We start from the raw sequence: 25,003 nt of genomic DNA, 5'->3' as shown, positions 1-25,003 counted from the left end.
AACGTTGCTAGCGTTGATTGGGAAGTTAATTGAGAATATGCAGTCTGCAACGTCCAAGGAGCTGCGACCCCCCATGACTAATTCCACGACCGACAGTGCTAACAACCTTGCCAAGGCCAAAGAATTCCTCCATAGCGCGGGCGCAATCCTCTTTGACCTCGACGGGGTAATTACCCCTACCGCTGATGTGCACGAGCAGGCGTGGGCGGACATGTTTAGCGACTACTTCGAGCACAAGGGTGTCTCGGCCTACACAGAGGAGGACTACTTCACCTACCTCGATGGCCGCCGACGCGATGAGGGCATCGCAGCAATTCTCGAATCGCGCGGCATCTCGCTGCCACACGGTAGCGATGAGGACACAGCGAAAGACGAGACGATTGTGGGGCTCGGGAAGCGCAAGAATGATGACTTCTTGGCGCGAGTCGAGAAGGGAATTGAGGCCTACCCGGGGTCGGTCGCGCTGCTCGACGAGTTACAGGGCGCGGGGGACGCGTCGGCAAGCGAAAAACCACAGTTGGCGGTGGTTAGTTCATCGAAGAACGCGGTGCCGGTGCTGACGGCCGCTGGGCTGCGTGAGCGGTTCGTGGAGATCGTTGACGGCGTGGTGGCGCACGAGAACAACCTGCCGGGGAAGCCAGCCGCCGATACTTTCGTGTACGCGGCGGAGAACCTGGGGGTAGCGCCGCGCGATGCTGTAGTGGTCGAGGATGCCATCAGTGGTGTGCAAGCGGGTGCAGCCGGCGCATTTGGTCTGGTCATTGGTGTTGACCGCGGTGCTGGTGCGGAAGCGCTGCGCCGAGCGGGCGCCGACGTTGTGGTCAGTGACTTGGCGGAACTCGTCTAGGCTGGCTCGTGACAAATGGCTGAGACAAAACCGGAAGGCATAATGGCCAACGATTCGACCACGGCAGCAGTCGACGAGACCGAGCGTGTGATTCCGCAGGGGCAGGGTCACGACGCGGAGACCGCAGAGGCTGAACAGCAGGAGGAGACGGTGTCCCCAGTTCGTCGTAAGGAGCGTCGTAACTTCCCGGCGGGTCGTGCGGATAAGCACCACCACCTGGTGAATGCCGAGGGACTCATGGACCGAGACATCACTCCGGTCGATGAGTGGCGTCTGATTGAGACGAAGCCGAACGGCCTCCCGCTCGGTTTGGGCGAGACGCTGTTTGCGCTGTCGAACGGGTACATCGGCATGCGTGGAAACCCGCCGGAGGGCCGGGACTCCAGTGAACACGGCACTTATATCAACGGTCTGCATGAGACCTGGCCAATTAGGCACGCCGAGGATGCCTACGGCCTAGCCCGCCAGGGGCAGACGATTGCCAATGCTCCGGACGCCAAGGCAATGCGTCTCTACATTGACGATGAGCCCCTGCGTCTCGGCAATGCTGAGGTCAGCGACTACGAACGTAGTCTGGATTTCCGTGAGGGGGTGCTGCGTCGTCGGTTCATCTGGCGTACCCCGGGTGGCAAGCACGTTCGCGTCACCTCTGAGCGCATGGTGTCTTTCCAGGAAAAGCATGTCGCCGCGATGAGTCTGGAAGTCGAGCTGCTGGATGCGGATGCTGCGGTGATGATTAACTCGCAGATCCTCAACCGCCAGGACGGCGAGGACGAATACCACGATGCCGCTAAAGCGCAGGGCACCGAACTGGATCCCCGTCGCGCCGAGGCGCTGGAAGACCGCGTTCTCATTCCGATATTTCAGTCGGAATCGGCGCACGGGCAGCGCTCGACGCTGGGCTACCGCTGCGCGAACTCCGGTATGACCGTGGCCACCTCCATGGACCACACCTTTACTGTCCACACTCCCGACGGCACGGAGCCGTTCGTAGAGATTTCGCAGTCGACCGAGCCGGATGTGGCCAGCTCCCTGTTCAATCTGGATGCGCCGGTCGGCACTGTTATACGCCTGGAGAAGCTGGTCGCGTACCACTCCTCCCGAAAGGTGCGTGCCGAAGAGCTGGCATTCCGCTGTGAGCGCACTCTGAACCGCGTCGGTCGCATCGGCATGCTGGGGCTGATGGAGAACCAGGAAGAGTGGCTCGAACGCTTCTGGGAGCGCTCTGACGTGGTCATTTACAATCAGCCAGAGATTCAGCAGGCAGTGCGCTGGAACATTTGGCAGATTATCCAGGCCGCCGCCCGCGCCGAATTCCAAGGCGTCCCAGCCAAGGGAATGACCGGCACCGGCTACGGCGGCCACTACTTCTGGGACACGGAAATCTACGTGACCCCATTCCTTACCTATACGTCGCCGCAATTCTCGCGCAATGCCATGCGTTTCCGCTGGGACATGCTCGAAGCCGCGTGGGCGCGTGCTGACGAACTGGCGCACGACGGTGCCCTCTTCCCGTGGCGCACTATCAATGGGCAGGAGTCCTCGGCCTACTTTGAGGCCGGCACGGCGCAGTACCACATTGATGCGGACATCGTGTACGCGATGATGAAGTACGTCTATGCCTCCGGCGATGAGGAGTTCCTGCTCAAGGAGGGCACTGATCTACTGCTCGGCACGGCCAGGTTTTGGATGTCGCTGGGCTTCTTCGATGCTGAGCAGCGAGAGTTCCAGATTCACAGCGTCACCGGTCCGGATGAGTACAACACGGTGGTGAACAACAACCTGTACACCAACGTGATGGCGCAGTATAACCTGCGGGTTGCTGCGGACGTCGTCAAGCAGATGAAGCGTGATCGCCCTGCCGCCTATCGCGAACTGACCAACCGCTTCGACCTCACCGAGCGCGAGGTTGAAGAATGGGAGCAGGCCGCTGAGGCGATGTACATCCCGTTCGATGAGAAGCTCGGCATTCACCCTCAGGATGACCAGTTCCTACTGCGTAAGCGCTGGAATCTCGACGATCCCGAGGTCGGACCCCTGCGCCCGTTGCTGCTGCATTACCACCCGCTGACGATTTACCGTCACCAGGTCATTAAGCAGGCGGACGTCGTCCTCGCACTGTTCCTCATGGGCAATCGCTTTACGACGGAACAAAAGCGCGCAGACTACATGTATTACGATCCGCTCACCACTGGTGATTCCTCGCTGTCCGCCGTTGTGCAGTCCATTGTTGCGGCCGAGTTGGGCTTGCAGGAGCAGGCAATGGATTTCTTCCTCCGCGGACTCTATGTGGACCTGGCGAACTTGCATGGCAACGCTGCCGATGGTGTCCACGTGGCATCTGCCGGTGGTGTGTGGCAGTCCCTGGTCTATGGCTTCGGTGGTTTCCGCGATCATGACGGCCGCTACAGTATTGACCCGCGTCTGCCGGAGGACTGGAGTGGTCTGACGTACCGAGTCACTATTCGTGGTTGTCGTATCCGAGTGACGGTGCGCGGCCGCACGGTGGAAGTCGTCCTGGAGGAGGGAGACCACCAGGTTGGGCCGATTATGGTCGCAGGCCATGAGGTGATCATTGGCCCGGAGCCGTTGACCGTGGTGATGGCGAACTCGGATCAGGGCGAGGATTAGTCGGACGGCTTCGGCCGTACCGGTGCCAATGGGGGGGATTGCCTGTTGGGGGGGTGGCTGTTTGGGCCTTTGGGGAATTCGGCAGGGGTAAAAATAAAGAATTTCGCAACATAATTATTGAGTATTAAATCCGTCCACCTGAGAAAAGTGGGCGGTTTTCTATTTTCGTGCTATTTATGTTGCGTTATTAGTCGGTTTGGGCGGGTGAAAAATCGGCAAAAGTCGGGGTAGGCGCGTTTTTATGGTGGGGGAGAGGGTTTATGCAGCGACGACCTCAGAAGTGGCTAAAATGCGATAACCTGAGAAAAGGCGGAGAAAAGACCTAGGTAACCTGTGAAAATCCCCACCCAAAAGGGGGAAAAATGTTTACCAGGCGCTGTGTGACTTTAGAGTGAATATGACACTGGAGGTGCCATGACTGTTAAAAGTTCAAACCGTGACGCAATCGCGCACGGCAAAATTAATGTAGAACCGCTGCGCGAGCAGCCTAAATACCCTTCATGGGCTCTGAAGCTGACCATGGCCGTCACTGGCGTGCTGTTTGGCCTCTTCGTTATTGTCCACATGCTGGGTAACCTGAAGATTTTCGCTGGCGAGGAAGACTTCAACGCATACGCGACCTTCCTGCGCACTGTCGGTGCTCCGGCAGTTCCGAACGAGGGCATTCTGTGGATTTTCCGCATTGTCCTGCTGGTAGCTATTGTCCTGCACATTTTCGGTGGCCTCACCCTGGCTGCACGTGCTAAGCAGTCCCGCGGCAAGTTCCGCCGTCAGGGCATGGTGTCCAGCTGGAACACCTTTACCGCACGTTCGATGGTGATCACCGGCATCGTGCTGCTGGCCTTCATCATCTTCCACCTGCTGGACCTGACCATCGGTGCTGGCGTTGCTCCGTCTTCTTTCGAGCACGGTGAGGCATACCGGAACGTGGTTGCATCCTTCTCGCGTCCGGGTGTTGTTGTTTGGTACATCATTGCTCAGCTCGCTCTGCTGCTGCACCTGTCCCACGGTCTGTGGACCGCTACTTCCGACCTCGGTATCACCGGTAAGCGCTGGCGCAAGGTTCTGCTGTTCCTGTCCGGCCTGCTGCCGCTGCTGGTTGTTGTCGGCAACATCTTCATCCCAGTCGCCGTCCTGACCGGTCTGGTCTCGTAGGTCGAGGAGGAAATTTACTATGACTAACACTGAAGCAACCGTCGCTGCGGACTTCCGCGCGCCGGAAAGCGCTGTCGACGGGGTCAAGATCGGCAAGGTTCTGTCCGATAACTCCCCGGGTGACAAGGTCTCCATGAAGGACCACTGGCAGTACCAGAAGGATCACGCCAACCTGGTTTCGCCGCTGAACCGTCGTAAGTTCCGCGTCATGGTCGTCGGTACCGGCCTGGCTGGCGGCGCTGCCGCTGCTGCCCTCGGTGAGCTCGGCTACGACGTGCAGGTTTTCACCTACCACGACGCTCCGCGCCGTGCGCACTCCATTGCTGCACAGGGTGGTGTCAACTCCGCTCGCGGTAAGAAGGTCGACAACGACGGCGCTTACCGCCACGTCAAGGACACGGTTAAGGGCGGCGACTACCGCTGCCGCGAGAACGACTGCTGGCGTCTGGCTGTCGAGTCCGTCCGCGTCATCGACCACCTGAATGCAATTGGTGCTCCGTTCGCTCGCGAGTACGGCGGTACCCTGGCAACCCGTTCCTTCGGTGGTGTGCAGGTCTCCCGTACGTACTACACCCGTGGTCAGACGGGTCAGCAGCTGCAGCTGTCGACTACCTCGGCTCTGCAGCGTCAGATTGGTCTCGGCAACGTCGAGATCTTCACCCACAACGAGCTGGTTGACATTATCGTCGCCGACGGCCGTTGCCAGGGTGCCATCATGCGTAACCTCATCAATGGTGAGCTGACCGTTCACACTGCTCACGCAGTTATTCTGGCTACCGGCGGTTACGGCAACGTCTACCACATGTCCACGCTGGCCAAGAACTCCAACGCTTCGGCCATCATGCGTGCATACGACCAGGGTGCTTACTTCGCATCCCCGTCCTTCATCCAGTTCCACCCGACCGGTCTTCCGGTCAACGCGCACTGGCAGTCGAAGACCATTCTGATGTCCGAGTCGCTGCGTAACGACGCACGTATTTGGACCCCGAAGAAGAAGGGCGACGAGCGCCCGGCCAACGACATCCCGGAGGACGAGCGCGACTACTTCCTGGAGCGTCGCTACCCGGCATTCGGTAACCTCGTCCCGCGTGACGTCGCTTCCCGTGCCAACTCTCAGCAGATTAACGCCGGCTACGGTGTTGGCCCGCTGAAGAACTCCGTCTACCTGGATCTGCGTGACGCAATTGAGCGCCTGGGCCAGCCGGTCATCAAGGAACGCTACTCGAACCTGATTCAGATGTACGAAGAGGCAATCGGTGAGGACCCGTACAAGGTTCCGATGCGTATTGCTCCGACCTGCCACTTCACCATGGGTGGCCTGTGGTCTGACTTCAACCAGATGACCTCCATCCCGGGTCTGTTCACCGGTGGCGAGGCATCCTGGACCTACCACGGTGCAAACCGTCTTGGTGCAAACTCCCTGCTGTCCGGTTCGGTCGACGGTTGGTTCACCCTGCCGTTCACCATTCCGAACTACCTCGGCCCGCTGCTCGGTACCGACCGCCTGGCTGAGGATGCCCCGGAGGCCAAGGAAGCACTGGACCGCGCTCAGGCTCGCCTGGACAAGCTGATGAGCATCCAGGGTAAGCACGGCGCTGAGTACTTCCACCGTCAGCTCGGTGAGATTCTCTACCGCGACTGTGGTGTGGCCCGTAACAAGGAAGACCTGGCTCGCGGTATCGAGGAGATCCGCGAACTGCGTAAGGCATTCTGGTCTGACCTGTTCATCCCGGGTGAGCCGAACGAGATGAACCAGCAGCTCGAGTACGCTAACCGCGTTGCTGACTACATCGACCTCGGTGAGCTCATGTGTGTCGACGCCCTCGACCGCGATGAGTCCTGTGGTGCTCACTACCGCGATGACCACATCTCCGAAGATGGCGAGGCAGAGCGCGATGACGCTAACTGGTGCTTCGTTTCCGCATGGGAGCGAGGCAACAATGGTCCTGCATGGGATCAGTCCGGTCACGAATTCATTCGCCACGCCGAGCCGCTCACCTTCGAAGCCGTCCCGCTCATGACAAGGAACTACAAGTAATGAAACTGCACCTTGAAATCTGGCGCCAAGCAGGTCCGAACGTCGAGGGACACTTTGAATCCGTTGACGTTGACGACGCCGTCGCAGAGATGTCGATCCTGGAGCTGCTTGACCACGTCAACTCCAAGTACGTCGAGTCCGGCAAGGAGCCGTTCGCGTTCGCATCTGACTGCCGTGAGGGTATCTGTGGTACCTGTGGTCTGAACGTCAACGGTCGTCCGCACGGCCCGGGCCAGAACACCCCGACCTGTCAGCAGCGTCTGCACCAGTTCAGCGATGGTGACACCCTGAAGATTGAGCCGATGCGCTCCGCCGCATACCCGGTCATCAAGGACATGGTCGTTGACCGCTCCGCTCTGGACCGTGTCCTCGAGCAGGGTGGCTACGTCTCCATCAACGCTGGTACCGCTCCGGATGCAGATACTCTGCACCTGAACCACGAGACGGCTGAGTTCGCACTTGACCACGCAGCCTGCATCGGCTGTGGTGCTTGTGTCGCAGCTTGCCCGAACGGTGCTGCACACCTGTTCACCGGCGCAAAGCTGGTTCACCTCTCCCTGGTCCCGCTGGGTAAGGAAGAGCGTGGCAAGCGTGCTCGCAAGATGGTTGACGAGGTCGAAGGCACCTTCGGTCCGTGCTCCCTCTATGGTGAATGTGCTGACGTCTGCCCGGCAGGTATCCCGCTGACTGCGGTTGCCGCCGTTACCAAGGAACGAGCTCGTTCGTTCTTCCGCGGTAAGGACGACTAGACTCTTTCCTAACTAAGGTTCTCCAGAAAGGGACATAAACAATGGCGAATGCAGTTAAGCGTTACCGCGGCGAGGAGCACTTCGTCGACGGTTACGTGCCGCAGAGCATGAATGCCGAGTACTCGTCGCTCCACAAGAGCACCACTTGGATTGGTGCCGGACTCGTCCTTGCCTCTCTGGCAGCCTGGGGCGTGTTCATCTTCGGTCTGTCGACTGTGCTCAAGTCTGAGAATGCTGAAGCTGCGCACAGCCACGGCATGCTGGCTAAGGACGCTGCGAACTACGCTGATTACACCAATCAGATGGCATTTGATGGCTCCGCCTTCATGTGGGGTGGCCTGATTCTCGCTCTGATCATGACCATCGGCGGTTTCGCGCTGATTAGCGTCGGTCGTCGTGACTACAAGGCTTACCGAAAGGAATTCGGCACTCACCACTAAAGGCTTGCCCCAGTTTAAAGGGGCTCGCCTCTAGGCGGATGCAACGCTAGCCTTTTGAACTAGCACCTCCACAGTTGATGCCACTGTGCACAGTGCGCTGGGGTAGGGAAGTATTGAGAAGTACCTCTCTCACCAAAAGCGGACTGCGGCGCGGTGGCATTTTCGCGTTTTCGGCGCCTAATCTATACACATGGATAACAACCCCGCTAAGCTCCCGGCAGCTGTAGATACGGTCTCGGACCGTCTCGAAGTTCCCGGGCCATCACCAGAGGTTGAGGCGGAAAAACGTGCGCAACTGCGTAAGGCCAAGGCCTTCGCTACGATGCTGCTGGTCATCGCAACCGCTGTGTATTTCACATGCCGCGGTATTGAGTCTTCACACTTATCCGCAGGCGAAGTTGTGCCCGCGTGGGTGGGCTACGTTCGCGCTGCTTCTGAGGCAGGCATGGTCGGTGCCCTCGCCGATTGGTTCGCAGTCGTAGCTCTGTTCCGCCACCCGCTCGGCATTCCTATCCCACACACCGCTATCGTCCGCCGCAAGAAGGACCAGGTCGGTGAGTCCCTGGCGCAGTTCGTCGGTGATAACTTCCTGAACCCCGCTTTGATTGTGGACAAGGTGCGTAAGGCCGAGATTCCTGAGCGTATCGGCGAATGGCTGGTAGCGCCGGGAAACGCCGACAAAGTGTCCGCAGAGGTCGGTAAGTTCACCGGAAATGTGCTGGAGGCGATTAATCCTGACGATGCCGCCGCAGTGCTGAAGTCAGCAGTCATCGACGAAGTTGCAGCCCCGGAGTGGGGGCCACCAGCGGGTAAGGTTCTCGAGCAGCTGATCGAAGAAGGGCGCACCGAGCCTATTGTCCAGCAGATGGCTGAGTGGCTGCACCGGAAGTCGCTGGGCTCGCAGAATCTTATCGACCGACTCGTCGGAGAGCGCGCCCCCTCCTGGGCACCGAGCTTTGTCAACGATCTCATCGGCGACAAGGTCTATCGCGAGCTGGTTGATTGGACCTGGCAGGTGCAGCATGACCCTAAGCACGACGCGCGCTTGGCGCTCCACCGCTTCCTCACGCAGCTCGCCGTTGATTTGCAGAACGACGAGAAGACCATCGCCAAGGTCGAAGAGATTAAGACTGACATTCTTTCGTCCGCCGCCGTCACACAGGCACCGGCGAAGATTTGGGCATCGACATCCGCAAAGCTTGTCGACGCTGCCCGCGACCCGGACTCCCTGCTCCGTCGGAAGGTCTCGGAAACGGCCGCCCGCTACGGCGAGCGGATCCAGTCCGATCCTGAGTTGCGCAAACGAATGGACCGCCGTCTGGAAGCGGCTGTCGTCTTCATCGCTGAGAACTACGCGGGCGAGATTACCTCGATCATTTCCGAGACCGTCGAGCGTTGGGACGCCGATGAGGCTTCCGACAAGATTGAACTGATGGTCGGTCGCGATCTGCAGTTCATTCGCGTTAACGGCACGGTTGTCGGATCACTGGCCGGTTTGGCTATTTACACCCTGTCGACCTTGGTGTTTGGGGCTATTTAGCAGCACAACCCAGCACATCAGACCGCGTGCGTTAGCATGTAAAAAGCAATGCATCCCTGTTAAAGGAGTTGTTCCCCCGGTGCGCCTGTTACCATCTTTGCCCAGTCTTGCGGATTCGCCGCTGATGGCAATTTCTGTCTATGTGGACGTCCTGTTTCAGTTCGCCATTCCGTTTGTCATCGGCATCTTGGCGCTAATCGGTGCGGTGCTTGTCATCACCACCCGCGCGGATGCCTTTGACGCTGCAGACCGCAAGAGCCGCAACGTCTGGGCCGGCATGCTGGTCGGTTCGGCTATCTTCCTGCTCCTGCCGTGGCTGGGCTGGGCAATGCTGGGCATCCCGCTGATTGCCGGACTAGTCATCACGGGTATTTACTGGCTGGATGTCCGCCCACAGATCAAGGACATTTTGTCGAACGCACAGGGCGGGTATTAGTCCCGGGCGGGTGCTAGCCCGCACAACTGAGAAAGTGTCTGGGTTTATGACAGTTTCTGGGTGAAAAACCCGGTTATTTTGTCATAAACCCAGACACTTTCTTTCTGGGGGAGGGGATAGGGATAGGTCTGGCTCCCCGAAAACCTACTGGAACACCACGGTAACCTACTGGAACACCACGGTGCGGTTGCCGTAGACCTGCACACGGTCCTCCAGGTGCCAGCGCAAACCGCGGGCGAGGACCTGCTTCTCCGCATCGCGACCCTCACGCTGCATGTCCGCAGCGGTGTACTTGTGGGAGACACGCATGACGTCCTGCTCAATAATCGGGCCGTCGTCGAGGTCCTCAGTGGCGTAGTGGCAGGTGGCACCGATGAGCTTCACACCACGTCGATAAGCCTGCAGGTACGGGCGCGCGCCCATGAACGACGGCAGGAAGCTGTGGTGGATATTGATCGCGCGGCCTTCCCACTTTTCGCACAGATCCGGCGGCAGAATCTGCATGAAACGTGCGAGCACGATGGCATCCGGGTTTTCGGCATCGACAATCTCGGCGACCTCATCGAATGCCTTACGCTTTCCGACGGCATCCTTGGGGAAGGGCACGTGGTGGAAGGGAATGTCATACGCTGCGACCAGTGGCTCCAGATCGCGGTGGTTACCAATTACTGCAGCGATTTCCATCGGATAGTCGGACTGTGCGACGCGGCCGAGCAGATCCTGCAGGCAGTGACCTTCCTTGGTCACCAGGATGACAGCGCGCTTCGGGACAGCGTTGTCGGTGACCTTCCAGCGGACCTCAGGTCCCCAATCACCGACGAGCTCAGCGAACTTCTCGCGCAGCTCTTCTACCGTCAGGTCGAGAGCGTCGGCGCGGACCGCCTGGCGAGTGAAAAACCATCCGGTCTCCGGGTCGGAGAAGAAGTCCGCCTCGGTAATCCACGCACCAATGTCGGACAGGAAGGTCGACAGGGTGGAAACGATACCGGTACGGTCTGGACAGCCGAGCGAGAAGATGTACTGGCGCTCGGTGGGAGTACCGCTATTTGCGGTGATGAGAGAGCGAGTCATTCTCGGTATCTTACCTGCTAGCTAAAGGTAAGTTCGCTCACGGTCGACAAAGGCAGATTTGCGCCCGTCAGCGTCAACGCCAGGCCCTCCCCGGTGACGTGCGCTTCCTCCACCTGCAGGCCGTGGCCGATGTCGTAGCTCAACAGCGTACCGCTCGCCTCTCCCAGCCAGCCGGCCAGGCCATCGAGGTTTAAGCCGAGGATTGAGCCGCCCTCCAGGTTGATTTCGATGTGACCGCCGTTAGCAATCGGGCGGAACTTGGAGGTCGCAAATCCGGAGGCGAATTCAATGTTGAACAGGCCTTCGTCCGGCAGCGGCGTGATCGTGGAAGCGCGAACACCGCTTTCCCGGTTAATCAGCGCCTGCAGCAGCTGAGGTGGGATCGTGACATCTACTCGCAGCGACTCTGCCGTCGGATCCGCACGATTGCTCAGATCCACGTTTTCCAGGTGCACTTCCGCTGCCGGGTCACCGTTGATCTCCGGTGCGCCACCCAGCGCTTCCGGGTTCTTGACCTCCAGCGTGTTCGGAGTGGACAGATCCATCGAGGGCACGGACTTGGTGGCCAAGGCGAGCAGCATCGGGCGGGTGCCGAAAGAAACCTTGGGGTCTTCAGTGACTGTCGCACCACGCTCCTCGGCGGAGGTGCGGTAGCTGTCGGAAATCTCCTTGCTCACGAACATCCGGACGCCGATTTCGCCGGCGATCGCAATGAGTGCCACCACGATGATGACACCGAGGACGGTGGGCAGGACTTTGACGCTCGACGAGCGTTTAGCAGAACTCATGGTTCCCAGTCTTGCTTAACGACGGCTCCGCCGCTACCACCTTTCTTCGCTCCGGTGTCCGCCCCCGGTGCCGCCCCGGAGTGCTCCCGCTGCGCAACCTACTTAGCGACGTAGTCCGCCAGCACAGCGGTCTCAGCGTTGAGGACGCGCTCCAGGTACGGAGCTGCCTTCTCTTCGAGCTTGCCACCGAGCAGCGGCACGTTGATGGCGAACTCGGAGTTGGTGGTCAGCACTGAACCTTCACCCTGGGCGGTGAGCTTCTGGGACGCACTGAAGGACGCCGGTACGCCCGAAGCTTCTGTGGTCACGGTGGAGGTCGCGCCGTCGTCGTTAAGCGGGCTGATGACGAACGTGCGCGTCATGCCGACCCCGGACTTAACGAACTTCTGCGCCTGCGCCGGAATCTTGTCAGCAGAGACGGTCTGGCGAATCACGACGGTGGTGCCAGCGTCGGTGGTCTCGAACTTTTCCACCTTGCCGTCAGCTGCCGAGAAACGGTTTGCGACCTTCTCCCAGAAACCGGCGTCGGTGAGGGCCTCGTAAACCTTCTCAATCGGCTGGTCGAAGTTGACGGTGTGCGTGTTAGTCGTAGTCATGCGCTTGATGATACGTAATTTGCACTACGCTAGGGGCGTGGAAAATCTCGACCAATCGCCGAACCCAATTCACCTGACCTCCGACATGGAAGAAGCCATCGATGGGCTTGCGGGGCTAGAGGGGGTGGAGCTCAGCACGCATACCGCTTTCGCGGATTTGACGACGCTCCGCCTCGGCGGGGTGCCGCGTGCCGTCGTCCGGTGTAGCACGACGGACGCTGTGGTCGATGTTGTACGCGCGCTTGACGACGCTAACGTGCCCCTCCTCATCGTGGGAGGCGGATCCAACCTGGTGGTAGCCGATGACCTCGAGCCGCTGGTGGCTGTAGTGATCGAGGCCGACAACGTGACCATGAGCACTCGCGGACACGGGCTAGAGTCCGTGTCGGCAATCTTGGAGGCCGAGGCCGGTGCGGTCTGGGACGAGGTCGTCGAGATGAGCGTTGACGCAGGTTTTGGTGGCCTCGAATGCCTGTCGGGTATTCCGGGATCGGCCGGAGCCACACCGGTGCAGAACGTTGGTGCATACGGCGCGGAGGTGTCGCAGGTCCTGGACGCGGTGCAGCTTTACGACCGCGCAACCGGCTCGGTCGAGTGGGTGGAACCGGAGTCTCTCGACCTTTCCTACCGCTACTCGAACTTGAAGTTCACCGCACGGGCAGTGGTGCTGGCCGTGCGGTTCGAGCTCAGCGTGGATGGGATGTCCGCGCCACTTCGCTATGGCGAACTGGCGCGGCGCCTGGGCGTCGACGAGGCCGAGGCTGCGGCTGGCGAGATTCGCAGGCCGGCTGAGCTGGTGCGCGAAAAGGTGCTTGAGCTGCGCCGGGGCAAGGGTATGGTGCTCGAAGATGCTGACCGCGATACCTGGTCGGCGGGTTCTTTCTTTACCAACCCAATCATTCCGGAGAGCTCGGTGGAGGCCGTGCGTGCAAAGGTTGCCGCGCTGCGGGGGGCCGATGAAGCCGCGAATATGCCCGCATTCCCCGCTGGCCCCGGCCACGAGGGGGCTGTGAAGCTCTCGGCGGCGTGGCTTATCGAGCGCGCCGGATTCCCCAAGGGCTACCCCGGTGACGGTGCGCCCGCACGACTGTCGACTAAGCACACTCTTGCTTTGACCAACCGCGGGGAGTCTGGCGATGGTACGCCTACGACCGCCGCCGACTTGGTGGCTTTGGCACGCGATGTGCGTGCTGGTGTGGAAAAGGCCTTCGGTGTGACCCTGGTGCCCGAGCCGGTGTGGGTCGGCGTGAGCATCGATTAGGTCCGCGGCGGGTGGCTGATGGCCAGTGGGGGCGGGCTGGAGAGGCTGGCGTGACTGATGGGGCTGGCGGAGCCGCTGGGGCTGACAGAACCGCTGGGTAGTCCTCAGCTTGCGCTCCCGGGCCTTCTCTCAAGGGTAGGGATAGAGAAAGTGACTAAGTTTATGACACATGAATGACATTCACCCGCAGTTTTTTGTCATAAACCTAGTCACCAAGTCCGGGGGGGGGAGCCGGGGGATCCGCCTTAAGGGGATAGGAGCCAGGCCTACCCAGGCCCCCAATCCCAACTACAAAACCACCGTGAACTAATGGTGCTTGCGGTGGTAAAGCGAATCGACGCTCTGGCCCTTCTGCTCCAGCTGTGTGAGCAGCACGTCGCGGACATCGCGGCGGCGGACCTTGCCCATCTGGTCGCGAGGTAGTTCCTCGAGGTGGAAGAATGCGCGCGGCACCTTGTACCGGGTCAGGTTGTCGTAGCAGTGGTCGCGGTAGGCGTCGGAATCCAGTCGGGCGTAGTCAGCAAGGGTAATGGCGGCCACGACCATCTCGGAACCGTCGCTCTTTGGCAGGCCGACGACCGTGGCATCGGTGATGTCCGGGTGGGAGAGCAGTACTTCCTCGACTTCGGCCGGGTAGACATTGAAGCCACCGGTGATGATGACCTCCTTGATGCGGGCAACCAGCTTGATGAAGCCGTCCGACTCCATGACTCCGACATCGCCGGTGCGGTACCAACAATCGCCAGCGGGAAGCTCAGCAGGCCCATCGGTGAAGGACTTCTCCGTTGCCTCCGGGAGGTTGAGATAACCGGCGAAAACCTGTGGGCCTCGGACGATGACCTCGCCCTCCTCGCCGTCAGCGCGGAGCTTGGTGGGATCTTCGGGGTCAACGATGGCGACCTCGGTGTCCGGGAATGGCAGGCCAACGTAGCCGGGGCGGCGGTTACCGTCCATCGGGTTGCCGACGATAATCGGCGAGGTTTCGGTGAGGCCGTAGCCCTCGACGAGGCGACCGCCAGTGAGCTTCTCCCACTTCTGCACGAGGGAAACCGGCAGGGTAGCAGCACCGCAGAAAGCGAACTTCACGCCAGAGAGGTCGACATTATCGCGCTCGGCTGCTTCGACAATCTTCTCGTAGAGAGTCGGCACACCAGGCACCCATGTCGGGCGGTTGTTCTTCATCACCTTCATAATCAGCGGAATCTCCGGTGCCGGCACCAGCACCAGTTCAGCGCCAATCAGCATGGACAAGTTGGTGACAATGGTCAGGCCGTAGGCATGGAACATCGGCAGAACGCCGAGGGAGATTTCCCGCTCCTTGCCGAGGCCCGGCACCCAGGCCTTGCCCTGCAGAATGTTGGCGACCAGCCCGCGGTGGCTCAGCTGCGCGCCCTTTGGCGAGCCCGTGGTGCCAGAGGTGTACATCATCACTGCAGTGTCATCGGCAGTGATGGATTCATCGGCCTGGAGGTCGTGGCCATCTCCGCCGACGGCGTCGTGAAGCAAAGCGTCAAAACCCATGACCTGCGGTGCGGAGGAGTGCAGCTTAGCGCGGGCGGCGCGGAGTTTCGGCAGCGGGATCGACAGGGCGGTGCGCATGACAAACGGCAGGTCCTGCAGCATGTTGACTGCGATGATGGTCTCGAGCGGGGTGTTGTTGCGAAGGTCTTCAAGTACGGGGACGATCTTGTCCCAGCAGATGGCAAAGCGGGCGCCGTGGTCGTTGAACGGGTGGCGCAGTTCGTGGGCGGTGTAGAGGGGGTTGTGCTCTACGGCAACAGCGCCGAGGTGCAGAACTGCCCAGTAGGCGATGACGTGCTGCGGGCAGTTCGGCATGAGCAGCGCCACGCGATCGCCTTTGCGTACACCGAGTGCGCGCAGGCCGGCGGCAACGCTGCGAACCTTGACATCTAGCTCGGCATAGGAGGTGGAGCGACCGAAGAAGGTCAATGCCTTGCGGCGCGGGTGGTTGCTCAGAGTGTGGCGGTAGACGTCTAGGAGGGTGTCGAAGTTGTAGTCGATGTGGGGTGGGGTCCACTCCGGATACAGGTTCAGCCAGGCTTTGGAAACCGCAGCGTTGGGTGTGGAACCGTGAGCTGGGGCGGAGTCATTTGCAGCGTGTGAGCTGGATGTATCGGCCATGGGGTCCTCCTAGGTTTTTGTTTAGCACCTGACTATGTCGTGAGGTGATAATAACTTACGACGTAGTAGGTATCGACCTCTATTGTGCCGTACGTCGCACTGCGATGCCGGAATTCCGATACACGTATTTGAGGTACTCATTTGCGGGGTTGCCCCTGGCGTAGGCACTCTGGGCAGCATGAGCGAAACATTTCCGGCGGCAACGGCGGGCGCAGACGCAGCCACCTCTAACACCCCGGCGTGGCCGAACCGCATCGCGATGATCTCCATGCATACCTCTCCGCTGGAACAACCGGGCATCGGTGACGCTGGTGGCATGAATGTCTACGTGCTGCGCACCTGCGAGGAGCTGGCACGACGCGGTGTGAAAGTGGACGTTTTCACCCGCGCCACGCGTTCCAGTGATGGACCGGTGATTCAGGTCAGTGAGAACTTCCGCGTCATCAACATCGTGGCTGGCCCATATGAGGGGCTGGAGAAGTCAGACCTGGCTACGCAGATGCCGGCCTTTGCCGGTGGGGTCATTGAATTCGCCCGCAAACAGGGGATTGAATACGACCTGATCCATTCGCACTACTGGCTCTCTGGCCAGGTGGGGTGGCTGCTGTCGGATTTGCTTGACATTCCGTTTGTGCACACGGCGCACACGCTGGCGGCAGTGAAGAATCTCCATCTGGCGGAGGGAGATACGCCGGAGCCGGAGTCGCGTCGTATCTGTGAGCAGCAGATTGTGGACAATGCGTGCCGGCTCATTGTCAATACAGATGCCGAGGCTAAGCAGCTCGCGGATCTCCACGATGCCGACCCGTGGCGCATCAATGTCGTGCCGCCCGGGGTGGACGTGGAGCTCTTTTCGCCGGGCAGCGATCGTGCCACCGAGCGGTCCCGTCGTGAGCTGGGCATCCCGTTGCACACTAAGGTCATTTTGTTCGTCGGTAGGCTGCAGCGGCTGAAGGGTCCGCAGGTATTGCTGCGCGGTGTTGGCGAGCTCATGCGTCGCCATCCCGCCACTAATGTCCGAGTGATTATCTGCGGTGGCCTCTCCGGTTCTGGGCTGCATGCGCCCGACGAATTCACCAATCTCGCCGCAGAAGAGGGGATCGATCACCTAGTCCGGTTCATGCCCCCGCGCCCGCCGCAGGACCTGGCGAAGCTCTACCAGGCCGCCGATATTGTCGCCGTACCCAGTTACAACGAAACTTTCGGGTTGGTGGCGATGGAGGCTCAGGCCACCGGCACTCCCGTTGTCGCGGCGAATGTCGGCGGGCTCTCCATCGCTGTCGACGATGGGGTCAGCGGTTTGCTTGTCGACGGTCACGAGCCCGCAGCCTGGGCCGATGCCCTCGGTCGCCTGGTGGGGGACGACGAGCTGCGCATTAAATTGGCCACCCAGGCACGCGAGCACTCCCTGGAGTTTTCCTGGCAAAAGACCGTGGATCGGTTGGCCGATGTCTATCATCGAACCGAACTTCAAAAGGAAAATTGTCCCGGCTCTATCCGGGATGCGGGCGGCTCCCGGTAGGTTTCGTTAGCTTCAATATCGCCGGGGCCGTAGCCACAAAAGCAGGGAGATGATTCACGATGAGCACGGACATCCAAGTACAGCTGAAATCCCTCGGTGAGCAGCTGGAACGCCTCGGTGTCGAGCATGGTATTGCGGACAATGCCGCCGTGGTGGTCCTGCCTGGTAAGAAGAAGCTCAAGACCGTCGTCGGCCTCATCCCGGCGCCGGACTCCCTGCGCGTCGAAGCCTTCGTCTGTCGCGCGGTCGAAGAAAACCACGAGGCCGTCTACAAGTGGTTGCTGCAGCGCAACCGTCGTCTGTTCGGCATCGGTTACACCATCGACGCCGCCGGCGACATCTACCTGGTCGGTCAACTGCCCGCTGAGCTTTCCGACGATGACCTCGACCTCCTCCTCGGGCAGCTGCTGGAGACGGCAGATGGGGACTTCAACCAGATCCTCGAACGCGGCTTTGCATCGGCAATCAAGCGCGAGTGGGAGTGGCGGGTTGACCGTGGGGAAAACCTGGCCAATCTGGAGCAGTTCCGCCACATGGTTGAGTAGCCGGGGGTAGCAACCCACATAGCGGGGCAACTAACGGCGGGCTTTCCAGTTTTGGGGCACAATTGGGGGTATGAGCAATGGAAAACTGATTCTTGTCCGTCATGGCCAGAGTGAGTGGAACGCATCCAACCAGTTCACGGGCTGGGTCGACGTTGCACTGACCGACAAGGGCCGCGCTGAGGCAGTACGTGCCGGTGAGATGCTCGTAGAGGCAGGCCTGAAGCCGCAGGTTCTCTACACGTCGCTGCTGCGTCGCGCAATTAACACCGCACACATTGCCCTGGATACCGCTGACCTGTTGTGGATTCCGGTTATCCGTGACTGGCGTCTGAACGAGCGCCACTACGGTGCTCTGCAGGGTCTGAACAAGGCAGAGACCAAGGAGAAGTACGGCGAGGACCAGTTCATGTCCTGGCGTCGCTCCTACGACACTCCGCCGCCGGAGCTGTCGGATGACAGCGAGTTCTCGCAGGCTAATGACCCGCGTTACGCCAACCTGGATGAGGTTCCGCGCACGGAGTGCCTCCTGGACGTCGTCAAGCGTTTCATTCCTTACTTTGAAGAGGAAATCCTGCCGCGTCTGAAGGCCGGTGAGACTGTCATGGTGGCAGCTCACGGTAACTCCCTGCGTGCACTGGTCAAGCACCTGGACAACATCTCGGACGAGGACATTGCCGCTCTGAACATCCCGACCGGTATCCCGCTGGTTTACGACTTTGATGCTGAGGGCAAGGTTTTGAACCCGGGTGGCACCTACCTGGATCCGGAAGCTGCAGCTGCAGGTGCTGCTGCTGTTGCCGCTCAGGGCAACAAGTAAATATGTAGGTGTTTGATAGGCCGATAAGGGGCGCAGCCAAGTGGGGCTGTGCTCCTTGGTCTATTTAGAGCTAGCTAGCGCAATGATTTTTCAGCGCGCGCCGACTGTGAAAAGAGCTTAGGGTAAGACCCGTGTCAAAAATCATTATCGCCGCTCTATTAGGTGCTGCGGTTATGGCAGCTGTGCTGATTCTTGGTGGAGTTGTCTCGGGTGCCTATAACGCCGCTCGGCGTCAGAAGAGCGACGAGGAAAGTTCAATAACCACCATGGCGCAGGTCATGCATCTGGCCATTCAGAAGTCTCCGACGGGTGTGGTGGTCGTTGACATCTCGCGTGATTTGATTTTGTCGAACTCCATGGCGCACAAGTTGGGGCTGGTCTATGAGCGCCGCCTCAATGACGTGGGCTGGGAAGCTGCGCTCAAGGTCTTTGACTCGCAGGAGGACCAGGAGCTAACGCTGGTGCTGCCGTCGCGCCGGGCGGGGGCGCCGGACACAATTGTCCGCTGTCAGCTAACTCCGTTGTCGCTGGTGGACGACCGTTTTGTGGTGATTTATGCGGCGGATGTCTCCGAACAGGCCCGTATGGAGGCCGCGCGACGTGACTTTGTGGCTAACGTTTCCCACGAGCTCAAGACTCCGGTGGGGGCCATCAGCCTCTTGGTCGAGGCGCTGAATGAAGCTACCGACGACCCGGTTGCCGTGCGTCACTTTAGTGAGAGCCTGACGCAGGAGTCCAAGCGGATGTCGACCATGATTACGGAGCTCATCTCGCTGTCGAAACTGCAGGGGGCAGAGCCGCTGCCGGACATGTCTCCCGTGAAGGTTGAAGAGATTGTCCAGGGAGCCGTGCGTCGTAACCAGATGCTCTCGGAGCAGGCTGATATTGAAATCACCGTTGACTGTGAGCCGGATTTGGTTGTTGAAGGTGAACGCAGCCTGCTGATCACGGCGGTGTCCAACCTGATTTCGAACGCGATCAACTACTCGCCAGAAGCCACGCCTGTATCCGTGACTGCGGTCAAGGAGGATAACGACACCGTCGCTATCCGCGTCACTGACCGCGGTATCGGCATTTCCCAGGTGAACCAGAAGCGTATCTTCGAGCGCTTCTTCCGTGCGGATAAGGCACGCTCGCGGGCGACAGGCGGTACCGGTCTGGGCTTGGCAATTGTTAAGCACGTCGCAGCGAATCACAAGGGAACCGTCAAGCTGTGGAGTCGGCTGGGCACAGGATCGACCTTTACCATTGAGCTCCCGCTGATGGAAAAGAACGGTTCCACGTCGAATGATGGCGATGTATCTGCACGTTTGCCAATCGGCCACACCCCGCCTGCGGGTAAAATTGCGGCTAAGAAAAACGCGCAGCGAGGTACGGGCAAAACCCGTGGCAAGGATAAGGATTCCCAGAACAAGGATTCCAAGGAAGGAATGAAGTAATCCGTGACTGAGGTACTTATTGTCGAAGACGAGACGGCTTTGGCGGAGCCGCTTGCGTTTCTGCTGCAGCGCGAAGGATTCGAGGTGCGGATGGCCGCTGACGGCCAGGAAGCACTTGCAGAATTCTCCAAGGCAGAACCGGACATTGTGCTGCTGGACCTCATGCTGCCAGGTATGAGTGGCACCGAGGTCTGCAAAAACATCCGCTTAAAGTCCTCTGTCCCAGTGATTATGGTCACCGCCCGTGACACTGAGATTGACAAGGTCGTCGGCCTCGAAATTGGTGCGGATGACTATGTGACCAAGCCGTATTCCTCCCGGGAGCTTATTGCACGTATCCGGGCTGTGCTGCGCCGCGGTCGTCACGACGACTCCGACGATGTCGAGGATATCTACGAGGAGGTCTTGCGCGGCGGCCCAGTCGTGCTGGACGTCGAGCGTCACGTAGTCACCGTTGACGGTGATGATGTCGCAATGCCGCTCAAGGAGTTCGACCTGCTGGAGTACTTGCTGCGCAACCGTGGTCGTGTGCTAACCCGCGGCCAGCTCATCGACCGCGTCTGGGGCTCCGACTACGTCGGCGACACCAAGACGCTGGACGTACACATCAAGCGCCTGCGCTCCAAGATTGAGCGCAATCCTTCCTCGCCGGAGTTCCTGGTCACCGTTCGCGGCTTGGGTTACAAGTTCGAGGACTAGCTCATCAGACTGCTGCCGACAATCTCCGCCGGCGGTCTGAGAAACCTCGACTTAAACCTCGTCCGGCGCCAGCCCCTCGGCCGCTGCGCGTGTGGCCGGGTGAATCGCCAGCAGTGGGTAGCCACTCGGCCCGAAAGCCTTGGCCGCGCCCGCTGCTTCTCGGGCACGGCAGTGCTCCGCCAGAATTTCGTAGCACTCTTCGCCGATGAGCTCTATTAGCTCGGACTTGTGCGTGCGCCACACCGGCTCGCCACCGGTATGTGTGGCCGGCGCGCCCGTGCAGAACCACTCAAAGTCCTCGCCGCCATCGCCCCATGCACGACGATCGTATTCAGTAATGGTCGTGCGCAGAATCTCCTGGCCGTCTGGGCGTTCCTCCCAGTCCTCCAGTCGGCGCAGCGGCACCTGCCAGCACACATCCGGCTTGACCTTCACGGGGTCAATGTCGTTGGCCATTGCCCACTGGTGGATGGCACAGCCCGCACCATTCCGCCACCCGTCACGGTTGGCAAAAATGCAGGCATTCTTCACGACCTTCGTTTTCAGAGCCGGCTCAGGCTCTCCGTTTTCGTCGTCAAGCTCGTCCCATACTAACCACGGTTCCAACGGTTCGGAGGGGTCGGTTTCGTAGGTTTCGAGCCACTTCAGCGTTTGTTCGGGGCGGTTCTGCCACCACTGGGGCTCTGCGGAATTGCCTTCCATTCGCTTTACGACGTCAATAACCCTCTCGCGGTCTTCTTCGTCGGTGATAAAGGCGCCATGGCCGCAGCATCCGACATCCGCGTTCGCGGAGTCGATGCCCTGGCAAGCGGAGGTGCCGAAAGCGCATTGATAGGAGCTCATCAACCAGGTTAGGTCGCAGGTGATGATGTGTTCTGGGTCCTCCGGGTGGGCGAACTCGAACCACTCGCGGGGAAAGTCATAGGCGACTTCAGCGGGAGACGGTTGTGGTCCGCGACCGGGGCGGGGGTGGGGTTGATTCACACCAATACACCGTAGACCGTCTAACCTACTAAGAGTGAGATTAGGTGTATTAGATGTAGGTAGTAATACCGTCCACTTGGTGATGGTGGACGCCCGCCGGGGCGGACATCCGACTCCGATGAGCGATTCCAAGTCGACGATGAAGCTGGTCGAGTACCTGGATAAGGACAACAACCTGTCCAAGAAGGGCATTGACAAGCTGACGGGCTACGTCGCTGAATCCAAGGAATTGGTTGAGCAGATGAAGTGCGAAGAGATGATTAGCTTCGCCACTTCAGCTGTTCGCGATGCCACGAATGCGGACGAGGTTCTCGCCCACGTTGAGAAAGAAACTGGCATTAAGCTGCAGATTCTCTCCGGTGAGGATGAGGCTCGTCTGACCTTTTTGGCAGTACGGCGTTGGTACGGCTGGTCTGCTGGTCGTCTAATCAACCTGGATATCGGTGGCGGTTCTCTTGAGCTGACGTCGGGTACCGATGAAGATCCGGAGGCGGCGTACTCGCTGCTGCTCGGTGCGGGGCGTTTGACCCACGAGTGGTTCGAGACCGATCCGCCGGAGCGCAAGAAGATTGACCTGCTGCGCGATTACATTGATGCTGAGCTCGCTGAGCCAGCTCGTCATCTGCGTACGCTTGGTGAGCCAGACTTGGCGGTCGCTACCTCGAAGACTTTCCGCACTCTTGCCCGCCTGACCGGTGCGGCGCCTTCCGCCGCTGGTCCGCGGGTTAAGCGCACTCTGACTGCCGCTGGTTTGCGCCAGTTGATTGCGTTTATTTCCCGCATGACGGCGGCTGACCGTGCTGAACTTGAGGGTGTTAGTGCGAATCGTTCTCACCAAATTGTCGCAGGTGCTCTCGTTGCAGAGGCTAGTATGCGAGCATTGGGATTAGAGAAGGTCGAGATTTGTCCTTGGGCTTTGCGCGAGGGCATCATCTTCCGACGACTGGACAGTGACCTATACGGAAAGGGTTGAGATGAGCGAGGAAAAGCTCACCGTTGCCGAACTGCTGGCGCGGCGGCAGAAGGAGGGAGCCCCCTCTGAACCACCGCGGCGCCGCCGTCGACGCAGCCTTGAAGAAGGCGGTGTGTCCGTTCAGGAACTCACCGGCTCAATCCCTCGTGTAAAGGCCGACGAACCGCGACGTGGTGCTCACGCTCTTTCCAACGCAGACGACGATCAGACGACTACGAGCGATCTGCTTGCCGACGAAGCTGCGGCCAATGCCGCCGAAGAAGCGCAGGCAACCGAACCGGAGGTAGAAGCTCCGGAGCACTCGGAGGCTGTCGCTGAGTCAGCGGTAGTTGCTGAAGGGGCGGATTCTTCGGAGCATGAGGTTCAAGCTGAGGCCGAGGCTGAAGCTGCTGCTCAGGAAGAAAAGGAGTCGGAATTAGCTGAGGCTGACACCGAAGTCGCTGACGCCGAGGTAGCTGAGGTCGAAGCTGACGACGTTGAAGCTGACGAGGTTGCCGAAGAGCCGGATGCTCCGGTTGCACCGGCAGCTCCGCAGCAAGAGCAAGCCGCGCAGAGCACACCAACTGCGCAGCCAGCAGCCCCTGCAGTGCCATTGGCAATTCCGATGGAACCCCGTCCGGTCATGGTCAACTCCGAGCGTTCGGAGATTACCTACACCTTCACCGAACTTCGTGACATGGCAGACGAGTCGCAGCAGATTGGGGAGCCGGGGCCAGTCGCTCGTGCAGTACTCACCGGTTCCAACGCTTACGACGACCGTCCGACTGCCTCCATTCCGGTTGTCCAGGACAGTATCGACGAAGCGTCTGAGTCATCCGTTGAATCGGATGATGTCGACGGTGAACAGGTTGCTGAGGCTGAAGCTGCTCAGGAAACCGCTAGCTTCGAGGCTGCCGACGCTGACGCCGATACCGGTGCCGCTTCCAAGGCGGCAGTGGCCGCCGCTGTCGCTCCTGAAGTTGCACGGGCAGAAGGCGCACAGGCCGATATCGAGCCGGCCGAGGACGCCCCCGCTGAGGCTGCACAGGTCGAGACCACACCGGCCCAGGCCACAGCTGACGAGAAGCAGTCGGAGCCCCGGGACGTCGTTAAGCGTGAAGAACCCAGGAGCGCCAAGGGCAAGGCCGCCGCGCGCGATGGCTACGCCGAGGACAATTCCCTCTCGGTGCCGTTGCTGCTAATCCAGGTCTTCGTGGGTCTGATTGCTGGTGCATTGGTGTTCCTGGGCTTCACCATGGCCTGGTCGTCGCTGCCAAAGATTGTGGTTGTCATCATGGCTCTCGCGGTCGCTGGTGGCTTCGCGGCAATGGCAAACTACCTGCGTCGTGAGAAGGACAAACTGACACCGATTCTCGCAGGACTTGTCGGTTTGGCACTGACATTTGGCCCTTGGGTTCTCTTCCAGTTGTAGCGGGCCAACAGAATAATCATCACCTGATGCAGGGGACGGAAGCGTAGTTTTCCGGCCCCTGCATTCGCATGTGTGGGCCAGTTTTGGCACACTTAGCGTCCATGACAAGAATTGCTGTAATTGGTGGCGGAAAGATTGGTAGCGCACTCGTTGGTGGTCTCATCGACGGTGGTGTCTCGCCCTCCTCGATTTATGTGGTGGGTCGCACCAAGGAGAGCCTGGCCGGTCTGAAGGAGACTTACGGCATTGTCGATACCGATGACCCAGTAGGGGCCGTCGACGGTGCCGACGTGGTGTTCTTGTGCGTAAAGCCGTACCTGATTATCGACATGCTCGAGCAGATTGCCGACGTGCTCGATGACTCTGAGGTCGACACCATCGTGGTGTCCATGGCGGCTGGCATCACGCTGGACAAGATGGAAAGCGTCTGTGCTGTCGGTACTCCGGTGATCCGCGTAATGCCGAATACCCCGATGCTGGTGGGCAAGGGTGTCTGTGCAGTCGCGCCGGGCCGCTTTGTCACGGAGAGCCAGACCGACGAAGTCGTCGAACTGTTGAAGAAGGTCGGCAGCGTTGAGGTTGTCGATGAGTCGCTGATGTCTGCAGTTACTGCAGTCTCGGGCTCTGGTCCGGCTTACTTCTTCCAGTTTGTCGAGGCGATGACCGATGCGGGTGTGAATCTGGGTCTCAAGCGTGATCAGGCTAAGCGTCTGGCGTCGGCTACGGCTGCTGGTGCGGCCGAGATGATGATGCAGGAAGGCGCGGACCCGACTGCGCTGCGTGCCGATGTCACTTCGCCGGGCGGTACAACAGCTGCGGCCACCCGAGTTTTCGAGGAAGAAGGCATTCGCCGCGCAGTGCATCGCGCGCTGCAAGCTTGCTATGACAAGGCCAATGAGATGGGTAAATAAGTATTTCG

Annotated in this window: 22 protein-coding genes; 17 read left to right on the top strand and 5 right to left on the bottom strand. The window is 59.9% G+C overall.

The window, feature by feature from the left end; genetic code table 11:
• The first annotated feature begins 73 nt into the window (after nucleotides 1–73).
• From NQ014_RS05155 to NQ014_RS05120, 8 genes are all read left to right on the top strand, one after another.
• Nucleotides 74–847 (top strand): HAD family phosphatase, encoded by a 774-nt coding sequence (locus NQ014_RS05155; protein ID WP_257074053.1) that lies wholly within the window; start codon nucleotides 74–76, stop codon nucleotides 845–847.
• A 15-nt stretch (nucleotides 848–862) separates the two neighbouring features.
• On the top strand, nucleotides 863–3,478 hold the full coding sequence (locus NQ014_RS05150) for a glycoside hydrolase family 65 protein (protein WP_257074051.1): 2,616 nt from the start codon (nucleotides 863–865) through the stop codon (nucleotides 3,476–3,478).
• A 414-nt stretch (nucleotides 3,479–3,892) separates the two neighbouring features.
• On the top strand, nucleotides 3,893–4,633 hold the full coding sequence (locus tag NQ014_RS05145; RefSeq protein ID WP_257074049.1) for a succinate dehydrogenase cytochrome b subunit: 741 nt from the start codon (nucleotides 3,893–3,895) through the stop codon (nucleotides 4,631–4,633).
• A 19-nt stretch (nucleotides 4,634–4,652) separates the two neighbouring features.
• A complete protein-coding gene (locus tag NQ014_RS05140; protein WP_016421965.1) occupies nucleotides 4,653–6,671 on the top strand; it encodes a fumarate reductase/succinate dehydrogenase flavoprotein subunit in 2,019 nt (672 codons plus the stop codon).
• Complete coding sequence (locus NQ014_RS05135) at nucleotides 6,671–7,420, top strand: succinate dehydrogenase/fumarate reductase iron-sulfur subunit (protein ID WP_016421966.1); 750 nt, start codon at nucleotides 6,671–6,673, stop codon at nucleotides 7,418–7,420. The genes NQ014_RS05140 and NQ014_RS05135 overlap by 1 nt, the downstream gene beginning before the upstream one ends.
• Before the next feature lie 41 nt (nucleotides 7,421–7,461).
• Nucleotides 7,462–7,860, top strand: a complete 399-nt coding sequence (locus NQ014_RS05130) for a hypothetical protein (RefSeq protein WP_257074047.1) — start codon at nucleotides 7,462–7,464, stop codon at nucleotides 7,858–7,860.
• Nucleotides 7,861–8,050: 190 nt separating this feature from the next.
• Nucleotides 8,051–9,400 carry a DUF445 domain-containing protein gene (locus NQ014_RS05125; protein WP_070549781.1) on the top strand — a complete coding sequence of 450 codons (1,350 nt, stop codon included), beginning with the start codon at nucleotides 8,051–8,053 and terminating at the stop codon, nucleotides 9,398–9,400.
• A 79-nt stretch (nucleotides 9,401–9,479) separates the two neighbouring features.
• On the top strand, nucleotides 9,480–9,836 hold the full coding sequence (locus NQ014_RS05120; RefSeq protein WP_016421969.1) for a DUF2516 family protein: 357 nt from the start codon (nucleotides 9,480–9,482) through the stop codon (nucleotides 9,834–9,836).
• A gap of 165 nt (nucleotides 9,837–10,001) precedes the next feature.
• On the opposite strand, the gene purU is transcribed toward NQ014_RS05120, so the two are convergent.
• The 3 genes from purU to NQ014_RS05105 all read right to left on the bottom strand — a co-directional run bounded on the left by purU (nucleotide 10,002) and on the right by NQ014_RS05105 (nucleotide 12,291).
• Nucleotides 10,002–10,907: a formyltetrahydrofolate deformylase gene (gene purU, locus NQ014_RS05115; RefSeq protein ID WP_016421970.1), complete on the bottom strand. Its 906-nt coding sequence runs from the start codon at nucleotides 10,905–10,907 to the stop codon at nucleotides 10,002–10,004.
• Between the two features lie 17 nt (nucleotides 10,908–10,924).
• A complete protein-coding gene (locus tag NQ014_RS05110) occupies nucleotides 10,925–11,695 on the bottom strand; it encodes a DUF2993 domain-containing protein (RefSeq protein WP_257074042.1) in 771 nt (256 codons plus the stop codon).
• A gap of 98 nt (nucleotides 11,696–11,793) precedes the next feature.
• Complete coding sequence (locus NQ014_RS05105) at nucleotides 11,794–12,291, bottom strand: DUF2505 domain-containing protein (RefSeq protein ID WP_048732343.1); 498 nt, start codon at nucleotides 12,289–12,291, stop codon at nucleotides 11,794–11,796.
• An 85-nt stretch (nucleotides 12,292–12,376) separates the two neighbouring features.
• Here NQ014_RS05105 and NQ014_RS05100 point away from each other — a divergent pair, with 85 nt between their 5' ends.
• Nucleotides 12,377–13,552 carry a UDP-N-acetylmuramate dehydrogenase gene (locus tag NQ014_RS05100; RefSeq protein WP_257074153.1) on the top strand — a complete coding sequence of 392 codons (1,176 nt, stop codon included), beginning with the start codon at nucleotides 12,377–12,379 and terminating at the stop codon, nucleotides 13,550–13,552.
• A 306-nt stretch (nucleotides 13,553–13,858) separates the two neighbouring features.
• Here NQ014_RS05100 and NQ014_RS05095 read toward each other — a convergent pair whose 3' ends face one another.
• Entirely contained in the window at nucleotides 13,859–15,694 is a 1,836-nt protein-coding gene (locus NQ014_RS05095; protein ID WP_257074040.1) for a long-chain-fatty-acid--CoA ligase, read from the bottom strand.
• A 259-nt stretch (nucleotides 15,695–15,953) separates the two neighbouring features.
• Here NQ014_RS05095 and mshA point away from each other — a divergent pair, with 259 nt between their 5' ends.
• The 5 genes from mshA (at nucleotide 15,954) to NQ014_RS05070 (ending at nucleotide 20,716) form a co-directional block, all read left to right on the top strand.
• Nucleotides 15,954–17,216: a D-inositol-3-phosphate glycosyltransferase gene (mshA, locus tag NQ014_RS05090; RefSeq protein WP_257074152.1), complete on the top strand. Its 1,263-nt coding sequence runs from the start codon at nucleotides 15,954–15,956 to the stop codon at nucleotides 17,214–17,216.
• A 59-nt stretch (nucleotides 17,217–17,275) separates the two neighbouring features.
• Nucleotides 17,276–17,761 (top strand): YbjN domain-containing protein, encoded by a 486-nt coding sequence (locus tag NQ014_RS05085; RefSeq protein ID WP_257074038.1) that lies wholly within the window; start codon nucleotides 17,276–17,278, stop codon nucleotides 17,759–17,761.
• Between the two features lie 70 nt (nucleotides 17,762–17,831).
• Nucleotides 17,832–18,578 carry a phosphoglyceromutase gene (locus tag NQ014_RS05080; protein ID WP_016421977.1) on the top strand — a complete coding sequence of 249 codons (747 nt, stop codon included), beginning with the start codon at nucleotides 17,832–17,834 and terminating at the stop codon, nucleotides 18,576–18,578.
• Nucleotides 18,579–18,709: 131 nt separating this feature from the next.
• Nucleotides 18,710–20,017, top strand: coding sequence for an ATP-binding protein (locus tag NQ014_RS05075; protein ID WP_257074037.1), 1,308 nt, complete (start codon nucleotides 18,710–18,712; stop codon nucleotides 20,015–20,017).
• Between the two features lie 3 nt (nucleotides 20,018–20,020).
• Complete coding sequence (locus NQ014_RS05070; RefSeq protein WP_016421979.1) at nucleotides 20,021–20,716, top strand: response regulator transcription factor; 696 nt, start codon at nucleotides 20,021–20,023, stop codon at nucleotides 20,714–20,716.
• Between the two features lie 51 nt (nucleotides 20,717–20,767).
• Here NQ014_RS05070 and NQ014_RS05065 read toward each other — a convergent pair whose 3' ends face one another.
• A complete protein-coding gene (locus NQ014_RS05065; RefSeq protein ID WP_257074035.1) occupies nucleotides 20,768–21,700 on the bottom strand; it encodes a hypothetical protein in 933 nt (310 codons plus the stop codon).
• Nucleotides 21,701–21,734: 34 nt separating this feature from the next.
• On the opposite strand from NQ014_RS05065, the gene NQ014_RS05060 reads away from it, so the two are divergent.
• The 3 genes from NQ014_RS05060 (at nucleotide 21,735) to proC (ending at nucleotide 24,995) form a co-directional block, all read left to right on the top strand.
• A complete protein-coding gene (locus NQ014_RS05060) occupies nucleotides 21,735–22,673 on the top strand; it encodes a Ppx/GppA phosphatase family protein (RefSeq protein WP_161798518.1) in 939 nt (312 codons plus the stop codon).
• 1 nt (nucleotide 22,674) lies between these two features.
• Nucleotides 22,675–24,084, top strand: coding sequence for a hypothetical protein (locus NQ014_RS05055; protein ID WP_257074034.1), 1,410 nt, complete (start codon nucleotides 22,675–22,677; stop codon nucleotides 24,082–24,084).
• A gap of 101 nt (nucleotides 24,085–24,185) precedes the next feature.
• Nucleotides 24,186–24,995, top strand: coding sequence for a pyrroline-5-carboxylate reductase (proC, locus tag NQ014_RS05050; protein WP_070604898.1), 810 nt, complete (start codon nucleotides 24,186–24,188; stop codon nucleotides 24,993–24,995).
• Nucleotides 24,996–25,003: the final 8 nt, after the last annotated feature.

Origin of the sequence: Corynebacterium sp. 5QC2CO, assembly GCF_024580435.1 — a bacterium.
Classification (GTDB): Bacteria; Actinomycetota; Actinomycetes; order Mycobacteriales; family Mycobacteriaceae; genus Corynebacterium; species Corynebacterium jeikeium_D.
Note: the sequence above shows the minus strand (reverse complement) of the source record. Positions and strands in the feature narration are given on the sequence as shown.